The sequence below is a fragment of the Crateriforma conspicua genome, assembly GCF_007752935.1.
In the GTDB taxonomy this organism is placed as follows: Bacteria; Planctomycetota; Planctomycetia; order Pirellulales; family Pirellulaceae; genus Crateriforma; species Crateriforma conspicua.
The window spans coordinates 618,294-638,828 of the sequence record NZ_CP036319.1 but is presented as its reverse complement, the minus strand read 5'-3'; the positions used below and the strand labels follow the sequence as shown (position 1 = coordinate 638,828).

The window sequence follows — 20,535 nt, the reverse complement described above, 5'->3', positions numbered from 1 at the left end:
CGGGGCACGACTAGGCGGATGTCTTGCGAAGCCACTTGTCACACCGCTGCGGCGAAATTTTGGTCGCGGTGCCAAGCGGTTGTGCGAACAGACTGACCCGCAGTTCTTCGATCATCCAGCGAAATTCATTGTCGACGTGCAAGTCGGCCTGCTGGTGTTCCGGCGGCAGGGTTTGCAACCATCGATCCCACAAGTCACTGACGATCTTTCGCCCTTCGTCGTCGCGGGCGGCCGCACCACTTCGGTTCTTGTCGATTCGATAAGCGATCGCACGAAAATATCGTGGATAGTGCTGCAGATGTGCCCAAGGAATGATGGCCATGAATCGCTCCGGTGCAAGCCAGCGTAACTGATCGCGAACGTCGTCCAGCATCGCTTGCTGGTTGGTTGGTGCTGATTCCAATTCACGCCGGATTTCGAAATAGGCTTCCGACAGCGTGGCAAGCCAGGGCGCGACTTGTTGGGTGGCGCGACCGATGCGTTCGCCACGATCACGACGTCTGGCTTCAAATTCGGCTTGGCTGCGGATTTCGGGCTGGCTTTCAACAAAAGCGACTCGGGCGATCAGGTCTGTTAATTGCGATTCCATCTGGTCGGCGGAAATCAGCGAACCCAATCGCAGCTTGGCGTCTTCCAGTGCGGGCAACCACCGCACCTGGCTGCGGATTTCCTTTCTTTCGGCCAAGGCATACAGACGCACCAACCCACCGGCGTGTTGCCGCATCGCGGTTTGCCGATCGGGGTAAACGCCGGTGGCGGCATGATCACCACGATCCACGACGGCCGGATACTGCGCCACATGCACGCCACCGCGCCGCCGAATGACTTCGACGGGCAACTGTTCAATGTCAAAGACGGTCATCGATTTCCGCGACCAATCCGATTCCTGTTCGGATTCCACGGCCGCTTGTGGCGACGCGGCGCGAGGCGAAATTTGACGTTGCAGCCGATCGGCGCTGCGGTCGGAGGCGATCGGTTTGCCATCGTCATCGACGACTTCGACCAAAAAATCCAGATAGCCGTCCAGCTTTTCGGCCTGGAAATCAGTGGGCTGGACCGGCATTTCGGCGTGCTGTGAAAACGCTTGGCAAACCGCCGTCATGAATGGCGTTTGGCCATACACCGGCATCAATTCGTCGGCGACCTGTTTGGCGATATCGGCGGCGGGCACCAAGTTTCGTCGAATGCGTTTGGGAAGAGATTTGATCATCGCGATCAACTTGGGTTGCAACAAGCCGGGGACGAGCCATCCCAAACGGTCGTCGCTGATCTGGGGCAGGGCGTCTTGATGAACCCGCACCGCGACGCCGTCCCGCTGATCACCGGGCAAGAATCGATAGGTCAACGGCAACGTGGTGGCACCCACTTGCAATTGATCGGGAAAGTCTTGCTGAGTGATCAATTCGCTTTCGCTTTGGACCAGGTCGCTGACCCGCATGTACGGCGTCGGACACTGCTGCACCGTTTCGTGATCCGGATCAGCGGGTGGTTCCTGCTGCAGCCAACGCGAAACGTCTTCGGAATTCTTCAGCTGCGACGCCCACTGCGGCGGCACCATCAAACGGTCATGCTTCTCCAAACGCCCGCGGTCGCAGACGTCGTCCGGCAAAACCCTGGCATAAAAGGATTGCACCGCGAACGGATCGACGACCAAATCACGGCGTCGGGTTTTGGCAGCCAACACCTCGATCGCATCACACAAACGTCGGTTGTGACGGACAAAGGATGCATTGGTGGTCAGTTCACCATCGACCAAGCCGTTGCGGATCAACAAATCTCGAGCGGTGGATCGGTCGATCGGTGGCAGCGGAACTCGGCGGCGAACGACAATCGGCAATCCGAACAGCGTCGACTGCTGATAACAGAACGCCCCGTTTGATTTCTGGCTCCAATGCGGATCGCTGTAGGAATGTTTCAACAAGTGTGCGCCGACTTGTTCGATCCAACCGGGCTGGATCCGTGCGACCATGCGAGCGTATTGCCGTGATGTTTCCACCAATTCGGCGGCCATGATCCATTTCGGTTTGGCGTCAAAGACATGGCTTCCCGGCCACAAGAACAACTTCAAGTTGCCCGCGCCGGTGTATTCGTTCTTGTCCCCGACTTTGGCCACCCCCGACAGCAAACCGGACAGCAAAGTTTGATGCACACCGACGGATCGGTCTTCGTCGATCACCCGGTCGGGATGGTCATCCCAGCGAATCTTGCCGACCGACGATCGGTTGCTCTGGCGTTTCTGTAACGTCAACGCCATTTCGCGTAATTGGCGATACACGTCGGCCCATTCCCGCATCCGAGACGGCGACAGAAAGTTCTTTCGCAGCGTGCGTTGCAACTGGTTGCGACTGAGATCGTCGCGCCATTGACCGAACTGTTTCCAAAGCCGCAGGTCGGCCAAGAAATCACTTTGGGGATCCGCAAACTGGGCGTGGCACTCGTCGGCGGCTTGCCGTTTCTCCGGGGGCCGTTCGCGTGGATCTTGGATTTCCATCGCCGCGACAATGGGCAACACCTCCGGCAACACGCTGGATTGGGTCGCGGCCAGCAAGATACGTCCGACGCGAGGGTCCACCGGCATGCGTCCCAGTTCCCAGCCGATGTCGGTCAATTCTTGGGATGAATCGATCGCATTGAGTTCTTGCAGCGTGCGGATGCCCTGTCGAATCGCATCGGGACGGGGCGGGTCCAACAGCGGAAAGTCTTCCAGATTGCCCAGTCGCAGCGTTTTGGTTTTCAGAACGACCGACGCCAGATTGGTTCGTCGAATTTCCGGGGTCGTGAACGCATCACGGTTGTCATAGTCGTCTTCGCTGTACAGCCGAATGCAGATCCCCGGACCGATCCGGCCACAACGACCGGCCCGTTGATCGGCGCTGGCACGGCTGATCGGTTCGATCGGCAATCGCTGGACCTTGGTCCGCTGGCTGTAGCGGCTGATCCGAGCGGTCCCCGAATCGATGACAAAGTGGATGCCCGGCACAGTCAACGACGACTCGGCGACATTGGTCGCGAAGATCACACGACGCTTTGCACCGGAGGGGTGAAAGATCTGTTGTTGCTGTGCGGCGGGCAGTCGGGCATACAGCGGCAATAGGTCATACCGCTGGGCCAGTCCCAAACGACGATAGTGTCCGGCGACTTGGTGCGACACTTCGCGGATGTCTCGTTCGGTCGGCAAAAACACCAGCGTGTCACCGCCACCGGAGCGAGATAGCATTTCCAGCGCTGCGATGACATGTTGCCCCAGATCTTGGTTGGCGTCGTCCTCATTCACCTGTTCCCAAGGCAGGTAGCGAATTTCGACGGGATAGCCGCGACCTTGGACGTTCAGAATCGGCGCCGGACCATCGGCGTCGGCGAAGTGTTGGGCGAATCGATCCGCGTCGATGGTTGCCGAGGTAATGATCAGTTTCAAATCATCGCGTCGGTCGATCAGCCGACGCAGGTACCCCAACAAAAAATCGATGTTCAGCGACCGCTCGTGTGCCTCGTCGATGATGATCGCTTCGTATTGACGTAACTGTCGGTCGGATTGCGTTTCCGCCAACAAGATCCCATCGGTCATCAGCTTGATGATGGTTTCGTCGGAGGTTTTGTCGCCGAACCGGATCTGATAGCCCACTTGCTTGCCAATCTGGGCCCCCAATTCTTCGCTCAGACGGTCGGCGATGCTGCGTGCCGCCAGCCGTCGTGGTTGGGTATGGCCGATGCGTCCTCGTTGTCCGAGCCCGGCTTCGACACAAAACTTGGGCAACTGGGTCGATTTCCCGCTGCCCGTTTCTCCACAGACCACGATGACCTGTCGTGACTGCAATAGTTCGATGATCTGCCCGCGATACTGCGCGATGGGCAATTCATCGGGCGTTTCCAGACGGATCGATCCCAGATCGCGACGGACCTCGGGCGCATCGTCATTCGGTTCCGCGGTCTTTGCGGCGCCCAGCTTGGGGCTTTCGGGTTTGAACGTCACAGAAAGAAAACGGCGGGTGGGGCGTTGAATCGATCAGAACGGAAACACGCGGGGGATCACCACCATCGCAACGGCAAAGACGATCAGGGTCAACGGCAAACCGAACCGCACGTAGTCGCCGAACCGATACCCGCCCACGCCATAAACCATCGCATTGGTTTGATAACCGAATGGGGTCAGGAAGCTGGCCGAAGCGGCGATCATCACGGCAATCACAAAGGGTGTTTCGTCGACGTTCAGGTTCGCGGCCGTTTGCGTGGCGATATAAAACATCAGCGTGGCTGCGGCGACATTGGTCACAAATTCGGTGCAGATCATCGTGGCCAAGTAGACCGCAGCCAAGCAATAGTAAGGGTGCCGGCCGGCTAACGACAGCAAGCCGTCGGCGATCGCCTTGGCCGCCCCGCTTTTTTCCAGGGCTGATCCGATACCGATGGCCGCGCCGATTACAATCAGGATGGCCCAATCCACGCTGCGGCGGGCCTCGTCAGATCGACAGCATCGCGTGGCAACGGTGGCCACCGCGGCCACCAAAGCCGCCACCGAAATCGGGACCGCGGTGAATGCGGCGGCAAACACCATCAACAAGACGATCGTGATCGCGGTCCAAGCACGTTCCGGTCGCCGGACGGCCCCCTGTTCGACCTGGCTGACCAAATAAAAATCGCGTGAAGTCTGTTGGCGATGCAGAAACGACGGCGAAGCTTCCAGCAACAGCACGTCGCCGACTTCCAAGCGGATATCCCCCAGTTTGCCTTCCACCCGTTTCCCGCCCCGTGCGACGGCGACCACGGCAGCGTTGTAACGCGATCGAAAACGACTTTCGCGAATCGATTTGCCCAGCGAACTGCAACGCGGACTGACGACCGCTTCGACCAAGGTCCGCCGCCAAGCGGGAACCTGTAGCTTGCGGGCCTGGTCATCGGGCGTGATCAAACCGCGGATTTTTTTCAGGTCGACAACGCTTTCCAACGCACCGACCAGAATCAAAACATCGTCGGCCCACAACCGTTCGCCGGGCCGTGCGGCGACGATCCGGCTTTCGCCCTGTTCATCGACACGCTGAATTTCCGCGACATACAAACCGGGCAGCCGACGCAATCCAGCCTGTTCAATCGTTTTGCCGACCAAGTTGCCGCCGCGTTCAACCTGCATTTCGACGGTGTATTGCTGCGGGTCATCGGCCAGGCTGACGCCGGGTTTGCGGTCGGGCAACAGCCGGCTGCCAAAGATCAAGTACACCAGGCCCACCAGCGTGGCGGGAACACCGATCCAAGCGGGCGAAAAGAATCCCAACTGTTGTCCGGTTTGGCCGACGTACAAATCGCGGATCACCATGTTGGTGCTGGTGCCGATCAGCGTGCACATCCCGCCCAGAATCGCGGCGTAGGACATCGGCATCAAAAATCGGCTGCTGCTGTCGCCAATCTTCTTCGAAAGGTCATTGACCACTGGCAGCATGCCGGCAACCACCGGCGTGTTGTTCAGAAATCCGCTAACCACAGCGACGGGAACCAGCAAACGCATCCGAGCGTCGACGGGTTTTCTTGCGCCGTTCAAAAACCAACCAGTCGCCAATTCGGCACCGCCGGTCAGTTCCAATCCCGCCACGACCACAAACAGCAACGCGATCGTGACCAGACTTTCACTGCCGAATCCCTGGAACGCTTCGGCCGGGGTGGGCAGGGCCGCCCCGGGAACCAAACTGCCCGCGACGACCAGAACCGCCAACGCAGCCAACGCCAACAACTCGGCGGCGGCGACGCGGAGCGCCAAACCGGCCATCAAGCCGATCACGACGGCGACGGTCAACAGGGATTCCCAATTCTGCATCGCTGAAGCCTAATTTCGCCGCCCTGACGACTCAACTACACTGCGGTTCCTTCCCCTGCATCCCTCGCCCCGGTATCCCCAACGGTGTCAGTCAATGGCGGATTCTTCCCCTCAGCCTTCGGGCCCGGATTCTTCCGGAACAACATCCAAAGGCCCGTGGATCATCACAGCCCTGGTGGTTTTGCTGTTGATCATCCATCAAGACAACTGGTTTTGGGACGACGACACGTTGGTTTTTGGGTTCATGCCGATCGGATTGCTTTACCACGCCTGTATTTCGATCGCGGCATCGGCGACTTGGTTTTTGACAACCAAGATCGCTTGGCCGCTGGATGATGCGGCTGAACTGACCGGCAAAGCTGATCAAGACGGAGGAACCCACTGATGCACCAGGGATTGCCTCAGCTGATCATCATCATCTGCTACCTGAGTCTGCTGTTGTTGCTGGGCGTGTTCTCCAGCCGCCTGTTCAAAGGCACGCGTGAAGATTACCAGGTTGCCAGCCATTCGATCGGCCCTTTCTTGCTGTTGATGAGTCTGTTCGGGACCACGATGACCGCGTTCGCGTTGGTCGGCAGCAGCGGCGAAGCTTTCAAGGAGGGCATCGGCGTTTATGGGATGCTGGCCAGCAGCAGCGGCATCGTTCATTCACTGTGCTTTTTCCTGATCGGGGTGAAAGTTTGGAAACTGGCCCGTCGGCACAACTACACAACCCAGATTGAATACTTTCGCGATCGCTTGGACAGCGATTTCGTCGGCCTGTTGCTGTTCCCGATCTTGGTCGGACTGATCATTCCCTATTTGCTGGTCGGTGTGATCAGCGCCGGTTCGGTGGTCCAATCGCTGACCGCGGGACTTTCGCCCGAATGGTTCCCCGCGACCGATGCGTCGGGCGAAATCAACCGAGCCCTGCATGGCGGGATTCCGCCGTGGCTGGGGTCGCTGGTGATCTGCATGGTCGTGCTGGTTTACGTGTTCTTTGGTGGCATGCGTGGCACCACCTGGGCCAACACCTTTCAAACCCTGGTTTTCATGGTCTTGGGCGTCGTGACGTTTTACGTCATCGCCAACCGACTCGGCGGCCAGGACAGCTTCTTGGCCAACCTGCAAGCCCTGGGCGAATCGGTTCCGCTGAATAAAGTCACGCGGATCGAGATGAGCCAGACGAAGTTTTTCACGTACCTATTGATTCCGCTGTCGGTGGGCATGTTCCCGCACTTGTTTCAACACTGGATGACGGCCAAGAGTGCCAATTCGTTCAAGGTGCCGGTCGTCTGTCACCCGCTGTTCATCATGATCGTTTGGGTGCCCTGCGTCTTGGTCGGAATCTGGGCGACCGGCAATTTGATCCCGGCCAAACCGCCGCTGCCCAGCAACCCGAATGCGATCCTGGCATTCCTGGTGAAAACCCAGACCGGCCAGATGCTTGGCGGTTTGCTGGCGGCGGGAATCCTGGCCGCAATCATGTCCAGTTTGGACAGCCAGTTTTTGTGCATCGGTACGATCTTTAGCAACGACGTGTACTGTCACTACAAGGGCGACGTCAGCGACAAGGAACAAGTGTTCCTGACACGCGTATTCATCATCGCCATTGTTGCGGTGACGTATTTGTTAAGCCTGGGTAATCCGACCAGCGTGTTCGCCCTCGGCGTCTGGTGTTTCAGTGGTTTCAGCGCCCTGTTCCCGATCGTCTTTGCGGCCCTGTACTGGCGTGGTCTGAGCGCCGCGGGAGCCATCAGCGGCATCTTTGCAGCGATCATCAGCTGGTGCATTCTGTTCTGGAACGGCCTGCAAACACCGGGCGGTCTGCGTGAATTTCACCTGGAATTGCCGCTGGGCGACCAGCGGTACGAAATCATGCCGGTCGTCGTGATGGTTGCCAGTTCGCTGGTCACCATGATCGTCGTTTCGTTGGTCACGCCCAAACCATCGGATGAACACCTGAAACGCTTCTTCTGAGCGGCGACTTTTCCTGATTGGCCCCCAAACCGTCACGAAACGAGGCGTCTCCGCCGATTCCCCCGACCGGCTGACCATCCGACCTAACCGACACTTGTTGTTCCCGAAGTTGATTGTCCGCTACCGTGATAGGACTTATCGACTTCTCTTCGGCGACAGGGTTTCGGGTTGGCGTGATGCAAAAGCACTTTCGATGGAGCTCATCCTCGCTGGGGTGGGTCCTGGCGATTCTCGGTGGACTGTTCGCGACGGACATTCCGGCGACGGACTGGCTGCAGTGGCGCGGCCCGACCAGCGATAACCACGCGCAACAGGACTGGACCTTGCCACTGCGGTGGAACGTCCAAACGGGCCAGAACATCCAATGGAAGACCGCGATCGACGGACGTGGACACAGCACACCGATTGTTGTCGGCGATTGGATCTATCTGACCACGCATGACCCATCAGCTGATGTCCAGGCCCTGGTTCGGCTGGATCGCAACACGGGCAGAATCCTGAATAAGTGGGCGATCCACCGAAACGTTGGCCCGATCCAAATGCATTCGAACAATTCCGGCGCGTCCCCCAGCCCCGCGTCCGATGGCCAGCACGTCTATGTCAGTTTTCACAACCGCAATGCGATCCACGTCACGGCGGTGACGCTGCAAGGCCGGCAAGTTTGGCAACGCCGGGTCTGCGATTTCGCACCCCAAGCGTTTGAATTCGGCTACGGCGCCAGCCCAATCATCGAAGGCGAACTGTTGATCGTTGCTGCGGAATTCGATGGCGACGACAGCGGCATCTATGCCTTGGACTTGGACACGGGCAAACCGGTCTGGAAAATCGAACGCCCGATCAACCTGAACTTTGCTTCCGCCATCGTCGCACCGATCGCCGGCGAACGTTTGCTGGTCATTGCAGGTGCCGAAACGATGGATGCGTACGATCCGGTCACCGGGCAACGCCGATGGAGTGTCCCGACGACAACCGAAGCGATCTGCGGAACGATCGTTTGGGACGATCGCCGTTTGTTGATCAGTGGCGGCAATCCGACACCGGGGACTTGGTGCATCAATGCCGCCGGCGAACATCGCGAACTGTGGTCCAACCGAGTAATGTGTTACGAACAATCGCTGCTGGCCAACAACGGCTATGTCTATGCCGTCGCTGACAGCGGCGTGGCGTACTGCTGGCGGACCCACGACGGCCGCGAGATGTGGAAAGAACGCCTGTTCGGCGGGGGCATCAGCGCATCGCCATTGCTGGTGGGCGACGAACTGCTGGTGGCCAGCGAACGAGGCGAGGTGTACGTGTTGGCGGCGAATCCAGACCGATTCGAAATGCGTGCCCAGAACCAGACCGGTGAATCGATCTTTGCCAGCCCGGTCGCGGTGGACGACACGCTGTACATCCGCAGCGGGATCCAGGAAGACGGCAAACGCCAAGAATATCTGATCGCGATCAGCGAGAAACCTTAGGGATGGGAAAGGGCCAAGAAAGCCATTCCCAGCGGGCGACCAGAACGCCGGAAAATCAACGGCGTCATAGAGACTGACAACCGGGCGGGACCAACACAGCGTGGACCGGCCCGGCGATCATGAATCGTCGATCAAGCGGAGATTTCTTCGACCTTGATCCGCGTGTGAACTTGGCGGTGGCCGGTACGACGACGGCTGTTCTTACGACGACGGAACTTTTGGACGTAGATCTTCTTGTCCTTGTGCGTTCCCAGGACCGAAGCGGTCACTTTGGCACCGTCGACCGTCGGCGCGCCCAGCTTCAACCCGTCGTCACCGCCGACGGCCAGCACCTTGTCAAAGGTCAGCGTTTCGCCTTCGGCAATTTCACGATAATCGACGTCCAATTCCATGCCGGGTTCGACGCGATATTGACGGCCGCCGTCGGTAAAGATGGCGTACATGTTCGTTGACTCCACAATTTTGCTGAATTTCGAGTCGCGTAAGATAGCGACCGGTCGCGTCGACCGATAGGGCTTTGTGGTCGTTTTTTGGCCGATCGGGCGGATCGCCCCACGCTCCGAGTCGTCATTTCCGACCGGGACGCAAATGTCGCCGCAAAAACCCGTCGGTCAGCCGGTTCAGGTGCCAACTTTGGTGGGGATCATGCACACTATGGGCGGCCCCGGGATAGATCATCAAATCAAACTGTTTGCCCGCCTTTTGTAGGGCGTGAGCCATCCGCATGGTGTTCGACGGATGCACGTTGTCGTCGACCTCGCCGTGAATCAGCAGCACGCGGCCGGTCAACTGGTCGGCTTTGTCCAACAAACCGTGCTGGGTATAGCCGTCGTCGTTTTCATCCGGCAGCCCCATGTACCGTTCGGTGTAAAACGAATCGTATTCACGCCAATCGGTCACCGATCCGCCGGCGATTCCCGCGGCGAAATCCGAACTGTGGATCATGCTGTACAGGGTCAGAAACCCTCCAAAACTCCAGCCGCGAATCGCCAAACGGTCGGAATCCACCCACGCCTGTTGCTTCAACCAATCGACCGCCGCCTGGACGTCGGCGAATTCGACTTGGCCCAATCGGCCGCGGACCGCCCAGGTGTCGGCGATCCCGCGTCCGCCGCTGGCCCGGTTGTCGACCATCAGCACGCTGATGCCGTCGCGAGCGAGCAATTCGTGGTACAGCGAACGATTGCCCGCCCATCGGTCGCGAACGATCGGTGCCCGAGGTCCGCCATAGACCTCGATGACGACCGGTCCCGGCTGAGCATCCGTCGCGGCAGGCGACCGTTTCAGCTGAGCCGGCAACTTGACACCGTCTTCGGTTTCAATCTGGAAAGTTTTGGGACGAATCCAATCGCCGGGCAAATCCAGTTGGCTTTCGTGCAAGGCAACCCTGGTGACCGGGCCGGCAGTGTCAGCGAGCGACCACAGCGATAAAGACGCCGGACGCTGGGCCGTGCTGTGGCTGACGACCACTCGCTTTCCCTGGGCATCCGCTTGGAAGTCGTACCATCCGTTGCCGTCGGTCAAGCGATGCAGCGTCGGCCCCTGATCGTCGGAACTCTGGCCTGTGTTGGGGTCTTCCGCATTGCCCCGCGAAGTCAATTCGGTGTGATAGATATCCTGGTGCCAAGTCGCGCCGTCTTGACCGGCGGTCAACCACAACGAACGTCCGCTCGGATCCACTTTGAATTCGTTGACGTTCATTGCCTGAGGCGTCAGCGGCGTCACTGTCTTGCCGCCCAAGGCCAGTCGAAACAGACGCGCCCTGCCGGTGGGCAGGTTGCTTTTCCAGATAATTCCGCCATCGGCCATGAACCCAGGCTTCTCCGGCGGTTCAACCCACGCGGGGCTTTCTTCGCGCAGCCAGCGTTTCTGGTTCTGGGTCCCACCAAACAGGTACCGGTGATCGACATACCGCAGTTCGCGCCACGTCTGCAGCCGATTGCTAATGCTGTAGACGAAACACTGGGAATACGGGTGCCACCACATCCCGGTGATGATCTGTGGATCCTGCTCGGTCGATTTGGCCAGCAAACGTGGCGGCGGCCAAACCCCGCGATCCATTTCCCGCAAATCCCACAAATACAGCTCCGCATGGGGAATCGGATCACCCGCTTTGCTGTACCGCCGGACCAAACCCGATCCGCGCTGGGTCCGCGAATCGCCCAGCGTGTAGGGCTGGATCGAATCAATGTGGATCCGCAACATTGCCAGCCAATTTCCGTCGGGACTGAACCGAAACCCTTTGTAGTTCCCGCGACCGAAGATCTCTTCTTGGTAAGTCCAATCCAATCGGCCATCCAAAATGGTCTCCGACGCGTCGTCGGTCATCCGGTGGGATCGCCCGCTGGACACATCCACGACGAACAAATCGCCGTCCTGGGTAAAAGCGACACGGCGATGACTTTGGTCCAGTGTTGCATCGTTCCAAGACGTTGCATCGCGAGTCAGCAACCGCGTTTCGCCTTGAGGATCCACGACGGCCAGTGATCCACCGACTCGCACCAAAACGGTCTGGCCGACATAGGACGTCGACCGCACGGCTTGGTCGACCGCCGAGTCGATCTGTTTGTCGGTGGCGGCATCGATCTGGGCGATTCGCTCACGCAGTCGTTGGGGATATTCCCACGGTGATTCGGTCCCATCGTCCGAACAAATCTTCCATTCGTCTTTGCGGCGAACGATCAGACGGCTGTCGCTATCGGTTCCGGGCCCCGCTTTGACCCAACGATAAACGGGCATTTTGCCGTCGTAGTCGTGCTTATCGTCGGGGTGAAACAGACTGCGCAGCGACAATTCCGGTGGCTGTTGCTTGCGTTCCACCGCGGTCTGGTCGTCTTGGCCCATCGACGTGTTGGCAGCACCGATGGCCAGCACCATGACGATTGCCATTCCGGCCGGCCAAACGCAGCGACCGAGCGATCCCGAAATCGTTCGACGCGACGTCGTTTCGGGACGACAGTTACAATACGTCCGGCGTTTTGTACGTCCCCGTCTTGCCACCCGTTCACCCAACATCACCAACCGACACCATGGATCGTTCATCTCGGATCGTTGCCTCACTGACTCGTTTGACTGTCTGTCTTGCATGCGGATGGATCACGCTGGGGATCACGTCGCGACCCGCTGGGGCAGAATCGTCTCGCCCAAACATCGTTTGGATTATGTCCGAGGATAACTCCAAACACTACTTGCGGCACTTCGACGATGACGGTGCACCGGCCCCCCACATCGAATCGATGGCCCAGCATGGCATCACATTCGACCGAGCGTTTTCCAACGCTCCGGTTTGCAGCGTTGCCAGAACAACGCTGATCACGTGCTGTTACGGTCCTCGTATCGGAACGCAGTACCATCGCCGCAGCAAGTTGGCCCAGTTGCCGACGGACGTCGAAATGTTTCCAGCTTATTTGCGTGCGGCGGGTTATTTCACGACCAATAACGCAAAAGAAGATTACAACGCCCAGCGACGCGACGAACCGTGGGACCAATCGGGACGCAACGCCAGTTGGAAAAACCGTCCCAACGCCCAGACGCCCTTTTTTCACGTCCAAACATTCACCGATTCGCATGAAAGTCGCTTGCACTTCAGCAAGTCCGACATGCAAAAGCCGAATCAGACGGCATCCGACGCGGTTCGCCTGCAACCATACTTTCCCGACACGGATCTGTTTCGCTACACCCGCGCCCGCTACCACGACCGGATGATGATCATCGATGACCTTGTCGGTGGCGTACTGGAGGAATTGAAGACGGCGGGAGAACTGGAAAACACCTTTGTCTTCTACTTCGGTGATCACGGCGGCGTCCTGCCACGTTCCAAAGGCTATGCGTATGAATCGGGTCTGCATGTGCCGCTGGTGGTTCGCGTCGGTGAAAACGTCCAATCGTTGGCCGGACGTGCCATAGGCACCCGCACCGACGGCTTTGTCGAATTCGTCGATTTCGGCGCAACGGTTTTGGCATTGGCGGGCGTCAACGTTCCCGATTCGATCGACGGCAAACCTTTCTTGGGCCCCGGTGTTGATGCAGCCGCCGTCGACCGTCGCGACGAAGCCTTCGGTTACGCCGACCGCTTTGACGAAAAATACGAGATGGTGCGGACGCTGCGTATCGGCGACTGGAAATACATGCGTTGCTTCGAAGGCTATTTGCCCGACGGATTACAAAACAACTATCGCTACAAGCAGTTGGCGTTCACCCAGTGGCGTCAATTGCATCAGGCCGGAAAACTGAACGATGTCCAGTCGCAATTTTTCGCCGCCAAACCTGCGGAGTTGTTGTTCGACCTGAGCCAAGATCCGCACGAGATCCAAAACCTGGCTGCGTCGCCAGAGCACCAAACCAAGCTGGCGGAAATGCGATCGCGATTGATGCAGCGTTTGACATCGATGCCCGATCTAAGCCTGATGCCCGAAGCGGTTTTGTATGAACAGGCGATGGACGCGCCGGTTCCGTTCGGCCAAGAACACCGGTCGGAAATCGCTTCGTTGTTGGACACCGCCAACTTGGCCCTGCAACCCTTTGACAAAGCACAGCCGTTGCTGGAGCAGCGCATGGCCGGTGACAACCCATGGCAGGCTTACTGGGCGTTGACGGCGGCATCCCAGTTTGGCAAGACGGCAGCATCGCTGGCCGACGCCGCCCGACCGTTGCTGAATTCCGATCAGCCGCTGGTGCAAACAAGAGCCGCGGAATTTTTGGCCATTGTCGACGACGGATTCAATCCCTGGCCGACACTGCGCGACGCTTTGGCCTCGGCGGATAACGATCCGGAAGCATCATCGATTCTGAACACGGCCGTCTACGTTCGCGACTTTTTGAATCGCCAAGACGGATCCGACGCGAAGCTCCGGGTGGGCTACAAAGTCGGCAAATCCGACCAAGCCCAGCGACGCTTGGACTATCTGAACGATCAGCTGTAAGCGACCGTCGATATCGTCAACATCTGAATTGGATCGGCCGCCACGACAGGTGCGCGGCCGATCCTTTGCTTGAGGCTATTTTTGCCGCACCGCGATCAACTGCTTTGGATGATGTCGTTGGCAAAGACAAATATCATCAATGCCAGGATCGCCAACACCCCGGCCAAGGTCAGCTTCATTTCCAACTGTTCGTCGACGCGTTTGCCGCGAATCAGTTCGGCCGTCAAAAACATCATGTGGCCGCCATCAAGCGCGGGGATCGGCAAGAAGTTCAGGATGGCCAAGTTCATGCTAAGCATCGTCAGGAACAACAGCTGTTTGGAAATGCCTTGTTCCGCTTGGGCACCAGCCATCTGAACAATGCGGATGGGACCGCCGACGTATTTGGCTTTGACCTTGCCTTGCACCAGCAAGCCCAGAAATCCAAACACGTCTTTCAAGCGTCGGCCGCCTTCACGCATCCCTAACTGAAACGCGCTGGCGATACCATCGGCACGTTGAACACCGGCGGTGGGCTGAAACACCAACCCGCGTTCATGCCAAAACAGATCGGTGGGGCCGACGACCAATTCCGTTTCAATGACTCGGCTGTCCTGAGCGGTTTTGGCGAACGCTTGGAAACGCGTGCCTTCGGGTAACCACTGGACCAGGGTGACGAAACTATTCAGCGAACTGGGGCTACCGAATTCCCAGCCTTCGGTCAGTCGCAACAACGCTTCATCGGACAACTGTTGCTGAACCGATTCCGGAACCTTGCCACCGGCCCACTGCACGCGGACCTCCTTCAATTCGTCGCCCGGTTTCAGTTGTTCATCGGCATCCGTTTGATCGGCGGACGCGACGAACGGGCGTGGCCGAAAGGCAATGCCCAGCGAACCGCTGGCAATGTCGCTGGCGGCCGGCGAAATGGGTGCCAAGCCGGCCGCATCGGAGTCGGCCTGCAATTCGAATTCCAAGGTTTCTTCGGCGGCACCCTGGCCGCGAACCACCGTCAGCGTGATCGGCGTTTGGATGACCGAATCCAAGGACGATCGCAACACCAAGTCATAGGCGTCGACGTTTTCGTTCCCGTCGACTGCGGTGATCACGTCGCCCACTTTTATGCCCGCCTTTTCCGCCGGACTGTCTTTGCGGACCGCGGTGATCGGCCCGGGACGGAACGAAACGCCAACTCCACGCATCGGCTGCGGCGCCAAAACCACATCGCGGGGTGAATCGTCACCGACCGGTTGCAACGTCAACTTCACGTCCTGGTCGGCATGCCGCAGCAACAATTGATCGATCAAGGTCGCCGGAGCAACGCTTTCCGAATCAACCGCTTGGCCATCGATCGCGACGACCGTCGCGCCGGCCAAGTCATCATCGATCACATCGGCGGCGACTGAACCGGGATAAACGGATTGGCCGGGCATCAACTGAGCCGACGATGCGTTGCTGATCCCGATCATCCGCATGTCGGGGTCGTCGGGGTAGGGCTGTGGCACCAACTTGTATTCGTTGACGTCATCGCCATAGCGGATCTGAACGCCGACGGCTTGATCGGGGTCGTCGAACGACTGTTCCATGATCTCCAACTTCATTTCGTTGAAATGCAGTTGGTCTTCGGATCGCAAATCCGCCACCGCGATCACTTCACCGCCGGGGCGAACCCCCGCGGTCCAGGCCGCGCCGCCGGGCGTCACGCCACCGACCACCGCGGGCGTGTAGGGAACCCCAAAGCCGTAGGCCATCGCGGCAAACAAGATGCCCGTGATGACGTTCACGATCACGCCGGCACTGATGATGATCATCCGCTGCCAAACCGGCTTGGCCGGATAACTGCGGGGATCAAACTGTGGTTCGGTCGCTTCGTCATCGCCGTCGACTTTGATTCGTTCGGCTTCCTTTTCCGCGTTCCGTGGATCGTCATCCTGGCCCAGCATTTTGACATAGCCACCCAGCGGCAAAATTCCGATGCCGTACTCCGTTTCACCGTACTGGAACTTGCCCAGCGTTCGGGGCAACTTGATCGGCCCCAATTGAATCGGGACGTCGAAACCGACATAGAACTTTTCGCACTTCACACCAAAGAACTTGGCCGCCAGAAAGTGGCCAAGCTCGTGCACGAAAATCACCAGCCCGATCCCGATCGCGACTTTGACCCACAACCAAACCTGAGACAACAGACCGGCCAAAAACCCGGGATCTTGGCCAGCAGCCAGCATCAACGACCAAGCATCGCAAAGTTCGGTCACGCTTATTCCTGTGAATGAAAACATCAAAGTCTCCGTGCCGCGGCATCGCCGACGGCGGGATCCGTTTCGGTCCGTCTTGCCCCTAAATCACTGGGACGCGGCGACGGGCCGGAAACGGGCATCAATTTGGATCGTGGGGGATGGGAACGGAAATCACGATAGCGGCGGGGCGACGGATCGCATCATTCCCCGGCGGGGGAACGGTCCAATCGCACGGTCCTTTCGTCAACCGCCGGTCGAATTCCTGGGATTGGTTTCGTGGTGTTCGATTTAGGTGTCAAAGCATCGGGTGTCATCGCATCGTCACTACGGTGCCGCGGGCCCCGCGGTTTCGGCCGGACCCGCGGGGCCTGCGGCACCACGTCGACGAAACGAATCACAGATCCGGCATCCGTCCCTTGTTAGCAACGGAAATATTAGCAACGCATATCACCCATGGTCGATTCGGCACACACCAGCCACCGGCCCGGCAACCGTTGGATCCGATTCACAGACCATCGGCAAACCGCAACGTTTCCCGACGGGCCCATTGGTCGATTTGAACCAGATCGGCCAGCGTCGGTGACGCGTCAAACTGGTGATGCTGAAGGACTTGGTGACAACTCTTGACGATGTCAGTAAAGCGAATTTGGCCGTCCAAGAACAGACCGACCGCCACCTCATTGGCCGCATTGACCACCGCCCCGGCGGTCCCCCCGACCCTGGCGACTTCGAAGCCCAAGTCCAGAGCGGGAAAACGTTCTCGGTCGGCCGGCAACATGTCCAGCTGACAGGGTTGTTGCCGGTTCCAACGTTTGGCCACGCCCGGCAGCCGACGCGGATAGGTCAGAGCGTACTGAATCGGCAACCGCATATCGGGCGGGCTCCACTGGCTGATCACGCTGTGATCGCGAAATTCCACCAGCGAATGCACGATCGACTGGGGGTGCACCACGACTTCGATCGTCTCGGCGGGCACATCGAACAGCCACCGGGCTTCGATGATTTCCAACGCCTTGTTCATCATCGTGGCCGAATCGATGGTGATTTTGGCCCCCATGTCCCACGTCGGATGATTCAGTGCCGACTGGACGCTGGCCTGACGCATCTGTTCGGTCGACCAGTCGCGGAACGGGCCACCGCTGGCGGTCAGGATCAGCTTTTCAACGTCGTCGGGGCGATCCCCCAGACACTGGAATAATGCGGAATGTTCGCTGTCGACCGGCAGCAATTCGGCTCCGCTTTTCTGAGCCGCTTGACGAACGATCGGCCCGGCGACGACCAGCGTTTCCTTGTTGGCCAACGCAACACGCTTGCCTTCCTGGACCGCCGCCAAAGTGCTTTCCAGCCCCGCACGTCCGACGATGGCCGCGACCAAGACGTCGATTTCGGGGTCCGTGGCGACACGCACCAATGCGTCGGGTCCGGCCAGAATTTCACCGCTGAATCGTGCAAGCGGCGATTCACCATTGCCACTGACGCGGGCGTGCGTCTGGGCACACGATGCGACCAGGCGGCGAGGCACCGGATCGGCCGACAAGGCGACTTCGGCCAAGGTGTCCAGGTTTCGATGCCCCGATGCCGCCCAGACTTGCCAACGGTATTCCGGGTCGACTTTGCGCAAGTGGGCCACCACCTCCATGGTGGATCGGCCGATGCTGCCGGTGGCCCCCAAGATGCAGACCCGGCGGGCGGGCGGATCGGAGGCTTCGCATTGCGTCGCGTCGATCATCGTGGCGGAATCAGGTTCTGAAAAAGCCATCGATCCTTACGGGGGAAAGTCTGGGCAAGTTGAAAATGCAGTGCGATCGCGGTCGTTTCCGATCGACCGGACGTCCACCGCCGGGCAAACTTTGGCCGAGATCGGTGAACGAACGCTTTGCGGCGCGGAAGTTGCCGACACCATCATGAACGATCGCCAAGACCGCTACGACCGTCCACCAAAAATCCGTGACGGCGGAATCGCTTGCCGATCGGGCCGTCCAGGCAAACAATGCCGGGTCAAAATGAAGACCGACCGGCGCCCCCGGCGTCCCCACCGATTCTGAACCTCTTGATCGCATCGCCCCAGAGTAGCACGCCATGGCCGACGACAAACGCCGCGGAAAGAACGATCGCAAGAACCAATCCAACGTCTGGCTGGTTCTACTGACGGTCACCGGGGCCATCCTGCTGAGCGCGATGCTGTTCGGCAATTCGCAGCATCAGATGAGCTATCGCGATCTGATGGAACTGCTCAGCAAGCAAGTCGCCCCGCCGGTCGATGCCGGCCAGGAATCGCAGGATGGACCGATTTCGATCCAAGCCAAACGCCCCAGCGGCGACCTGGTCGAATACAGCCAACTGCGTGAAATCAACGTGGCCGACGAAGAAATCACCGGCACGGTGCTGTACCGGTCACTGGGCGCCGACGGCAGTGATACCCAAAGCCAAGCCAAACGTGTCGACTTCGTCACCAACCGGACGCTGGACAGCGATGAAGAACAGGCGCGACTGATCTCCTTGCTGAACGACAGCGGCGTCGTTTGGACGACCGAACGCCCCAGCCGTTTCCTGGAAAACCAGTGGCCTCAACTGTTGATCCTGGGCGTGCTGATCGTGATGGGCATCATGATGCTGCGACGCGTCAGCGGGGTGGGGTCACCGATGCAGTTTTCACGTAGCAAGGGCAAGCTGTACGGCGAAGAAGAATTGCCGATTTCGTTCGAGGACGTCGCGGGGATCGACGAAGCCGTCGAAGAAGTCCGCGAAGTCGTCGACTTTCTGAAGAACAGCGAAAAATACCAGGCCTTGGGCGGACGCATTCCCAAAGGCGTGCTGTTGGTCGGGCCCCCCGGAACCGGCAAAACCCTGCTGGCTCGGGCGATCGCGGGCGAAGCCGGGGCACCGTTCTTCAGCCTGTCCGGCAGCGATTTTGTGGAAATGTACGTCGGCGTCGGCGCCGCCCGCGTCCGCGACATGTTCAGCCAAGCCACCAGCCGCGCGCCGTGCATCATTTTCATCGACGAACTGGACGCCCTGGGTAAAAGCCGCAGCGGAAATATCGTCGGCGGGCACGATGAACGCGAACAGACGCTGAACGCGCTGCTGGTCGAAATGGATGGTTTCGATTCCAACAGCGGCGTGATCGTCGTCGCGGCGACCAACCGGCCGGAAACCTTGGACCCGGCACTGCTGCGTCCCGGTCGTTTCGACCGCCACGTCTTGGTCGATCGCCCCGACGTCGCCGGTCGTGAAGAAATCTTGAAAGTCCATGTCAAATCGGTCCGCCTGGACGACAGCGTTGAACTGAAAGAAATCGCGTCGATCACCCCGGGCTTCGTCGGTGCCGACTTGGCCAACCTGGTCAACGAAGCCGCGTTGCTGGCGGCCCGAGCCGGAAAGACGGCCGTGGGACTGGAACAGTTCAACGAGGCTGTTGAACGGGTCACCGCCGGACTGGAAAAGAAGAAGCGGGTGATGAACGAGGACGAAAAGATCCGCGTCGCCTATCACGAAGCCGGCCACGCGCTGGTCGCCGCCGCGTTGCCCAACACCGATCCGGTTCACAAGGTCAGCATCATCCCCCGCGGCCTGGCCGCCCTGGGATACACGATGCAACGTCCCGAATCGGAACGCTATCTGATGACCAAGAGCGAATTGGAAAGTCAGATGCGGGTGCTGTTGGCCGGCACGCTGACCGAGGAAATGATCTTTCAAGACATCAGCACCGGCGCCCAAAACGACCTGGAACGCTGTACCGAAATCGCCCGCAGCATGGTCATGGATTACGGCATGAGCCGGTTGGGACGCATCAACCTGCGTCGCAGTACCCGGTCGCCGTTCCTGGCCGGTGGCGGTAACGACGGCTATCAGTCCAGCCACAGCGATGAAATGTCCAAGATGATCGACAAGGAAGTCTCGCGAATCATCGAGGACGCGCTTTCACACACCCGTGATATCCTGGAACAACGCCGCGAAGTCCTGGAAGCGGTCACCCAACGGTTGCTAGAAGTCGAATCGATCGACAACGAAGAACTGATCCGGTTGATCAAAGAAAACGCCACCGGACCATGGTTGGTGCCCGGCACTGTTTCCGAAAAGCCACGAGCCAAGCTGGCCCCGGCCAACCCCGGCGTCGACATCGCCCCGACCGGCGATAACCAGATCTAGTCCGACCGGTCACACCCCAAGCCCGC

General features: G+C 59.2%; 11 protein-coding genes. 5 read left to right on the top strand and 6 right to left on the bottom strand.

What is annotated here, in order from left to right:
- Positions 1–10: 10 nt before the first annotated feature.
- Together hrpA and Mal65_RS02420 are read right to left on the bottom strand one after the other, a co-directional pair.
- Positions 11–3,970, bottom strand: coding sequence for an ATP-dependent RNA helicase HrpA (hrpA, locus tag Mal65_RS02425; RefSeq protein ID WP_196784509.1), 3,960 nt, complete (start codon positions 3,968–3,970; stop codon positions 11–13).
- Between the two features lie 33 nt (positions 3,971–4,003).
- Complete coding sequence (locus Mal65_RS02420) at positions 4,004–5,803, bottom strand: SLC13 family permease (RefSeq protein ID WP_145293325.1); 1,800 nt, start codon at positions 5,801–5,803, stop codon at positions 4,004–4,006.
- A 94-nt stretch (positions 5,804–5,897) separates the two neighbouring features.
- Between Mal65_RS02420 and Mal65_RS02415 the strand changes: the two genes are divergently transcribed.
- From Mal65_RS02415 to Mal65_RS02405, 3 genes are all read left to right on the top strand, one after another.
- Positions 5,898–6,188: a DUF3311 domain-containing protein gene (locus tag Mal65_RS02415; protein ID WP_145293323.1), complete on the top strand. Its 291-nt coding sequence runs from the start codon at positions 5,898–5,900 to the stop codon at positions 6,186–6,188.
- Positions 6,188–7,762, top strand: coding sequence for a sodium:solute symporter family protein (locus Mal65_RS02410; protein WP_145293321.1), 1,575 nt, complete (start codon positions 6,188–6,190; stop codon positions 7,760–7,762). The genes Mal65_RS02415 and Mal65_RS02410 overlap by 1 nt, the downstream gene beginning before the upstream one ends.
- A gap of 176 nt (positions 7,763–7,938) precedes the next feature.
- On the top strand, positions 7,939–9,222 hold the full coding sequence (locus Mal65_RS02405; RefSeq protein ID WP_145293319.1) for a BamB-related PQQ repeat family beta-propellar protein: 1,284 nt from the start codon (positions 7,939–7,941) through the stop codon (positions 9,220–9,222).
- 131 nt (positions 9,223–9,353) lie between these two features.
- Here Mal65_RS02405 and rplU read toward each other — a convergent pair whose 3' ends face one another.
- Together rplU and Mal65_RS02395 are read right to left on the bottom strand one after the other, a co-directional pair.
- Positions 9,354–9,665 (bottom strand): 50S ribosomal protein L21, encoded by a 312-nt coding sequence (rplU, locus tag Mal65_RS02400; protein ID WP_145293317.1) that lies wholly within the window; start codon positions 9,663–9,665, stop codon positions 9,354–9,356.
- A gap of 124 nt (positions 9,666–9,789) precedes the next feature.
- A complete protein-coding gene (locus Mal65_RS02395; protein WP_165701014.1) occupies positions 9,790–12,111 on the bottom strand; it encodes a S9 family peptidase in 2,322 nt (773 codons plus the stop codon).
- 140 nt (positions 12,112–12,251) lie between these two features.
- Here Mal65_RS02395 and Mal65_RS02390 point away from each other — a divergent pair, with 140 nt between their 5' ends.
- Positions 12,252–14,144: a sulfatase family protein gene (locus Mal65_RS02390; protein ID WP_145293313.1), complete on the top strand. Its 1,893-nt coding sequence runs from the start codon at positions 12,252–12,254 to the stop codon at positions 14,142–14,144.
- Between the two features lie 95 nt (positions 14,145–14,239).
- Here Mal65_RS02390 and Mal65_RS02385 read toward each other — a convergent pair whose 3' ends face one another.
- Both Mal65_RS02385 and dxr read right to left on the bottom strand, forming a co-directional pair.
- Positions 14,240–16,402, bottom strand: coding sequence for a site-2 protease family protein (locus Mal65_RS02385; RefSeq protein ID WP_145293311.1), 2,163 nt, complete (start codon positions 16,400–16,402; stop codon positions 14,240–14,242).
- 463 nt (positions 16,403–16,865) lie between these two features.
- Complete coding sequence (gene dxr / locus Mal65_RS02380; RefSeq protein WP_231131263.1) at positions 16,866–18,119, bottom strand: 1-deoxy-D-xylulose-5-phosphate reductoisomerase; 1,254 nt, start codon at positions 18,117–18,119, stop codon at positions 16,866–16,868.
- A 320-nt stretch (positions 18,120–18,439) separates the two neighbouring features.
- Here dxr and ftsH point away from each other — a divergent pair, with 320 nt between their 5' ends.
- Positions 18,440–20,509: an ATP-dependent zinc metalloprotease FtsH gene (gene ftsH, locus Mal65_RS02375; RefSeq protein WP_145293309.1), complete on the top strand. Its 2,070-nt coding sequence runs from the start codon at positions 18,440–18,442 to the stop codon at positions 20,507–20,509.
- The last annotated feature ends 26 nt before the right edge of the window (positions 20,510–20,535 follow it).

Coding starts and splice junctions, on each gene's coding strand:
- Mal65_RS02420 (WP_145293325.1), bottom strand. CDS start 5,803: ATGCAGAATTGGGAATCCCTGTTGACCGTCGCCGTCGTGATCGGCTTG.
- Mal65_RS02415 (WP_145293323.1), top strand. CDS start 5,898: ATGGCGGATTCTTCCCCTCAGCCTTCGGGCCCGGATTCTTCCGGAACA.
- Mal65_RS02410 (WP_145293321.1), top strand. CDS start 6,188: ATGCACCAGGGATTGCCTCAGCTGATCATCATCATCTGCTACCTGAGT.
- Mal65_RS02405 (WP_145293319.1), top strand. CDS start 7,939: ATGCAAAAGCACTTTCGATGGAGCTCATCCTCGCTGGGGTGGGTCCTG.
- rplU (WP_145293317.1), bottom strand. CDS start 9,665: ATGTACGCCATCTTTACCGACGGCGGCCGTCAATATCGCGTCGAACCC.
- Mal65_RS02395 (WP_165701014.1), bottom strand. CDS start 12,111: ATGGCAATCGTCATGGTGCTGGCCATCGGTGCTGCCAACACGTCGATG.
- Mal65_RS02390 (WP_145293313.1), top strand. CDS start 12,252: ATGGATCGTTCATCTCGGATCGTTGCCTCACTGACTCGTTTGACTGTC.
- Mal65_RS02385 (WP_145293311.1), bottom strand. CDS start 16,402: ATGTTTTCATTCACAGGAATAAGCGTGACCGAACTTTGCGATGCTTGG.
- dxr (WP_231131263.1), bottom strand. CDS start 18,119: ATGGCTTTTTCAGAACCTGATTCCGCCACGATGATCGACGCGACGCAA.
- ftsH (WP_145293309.1), top strand. CDS start 18,440: ATGGCCGACGACAAACGCCGCGGAAAGAACGATCGCAAGAACCAATCC.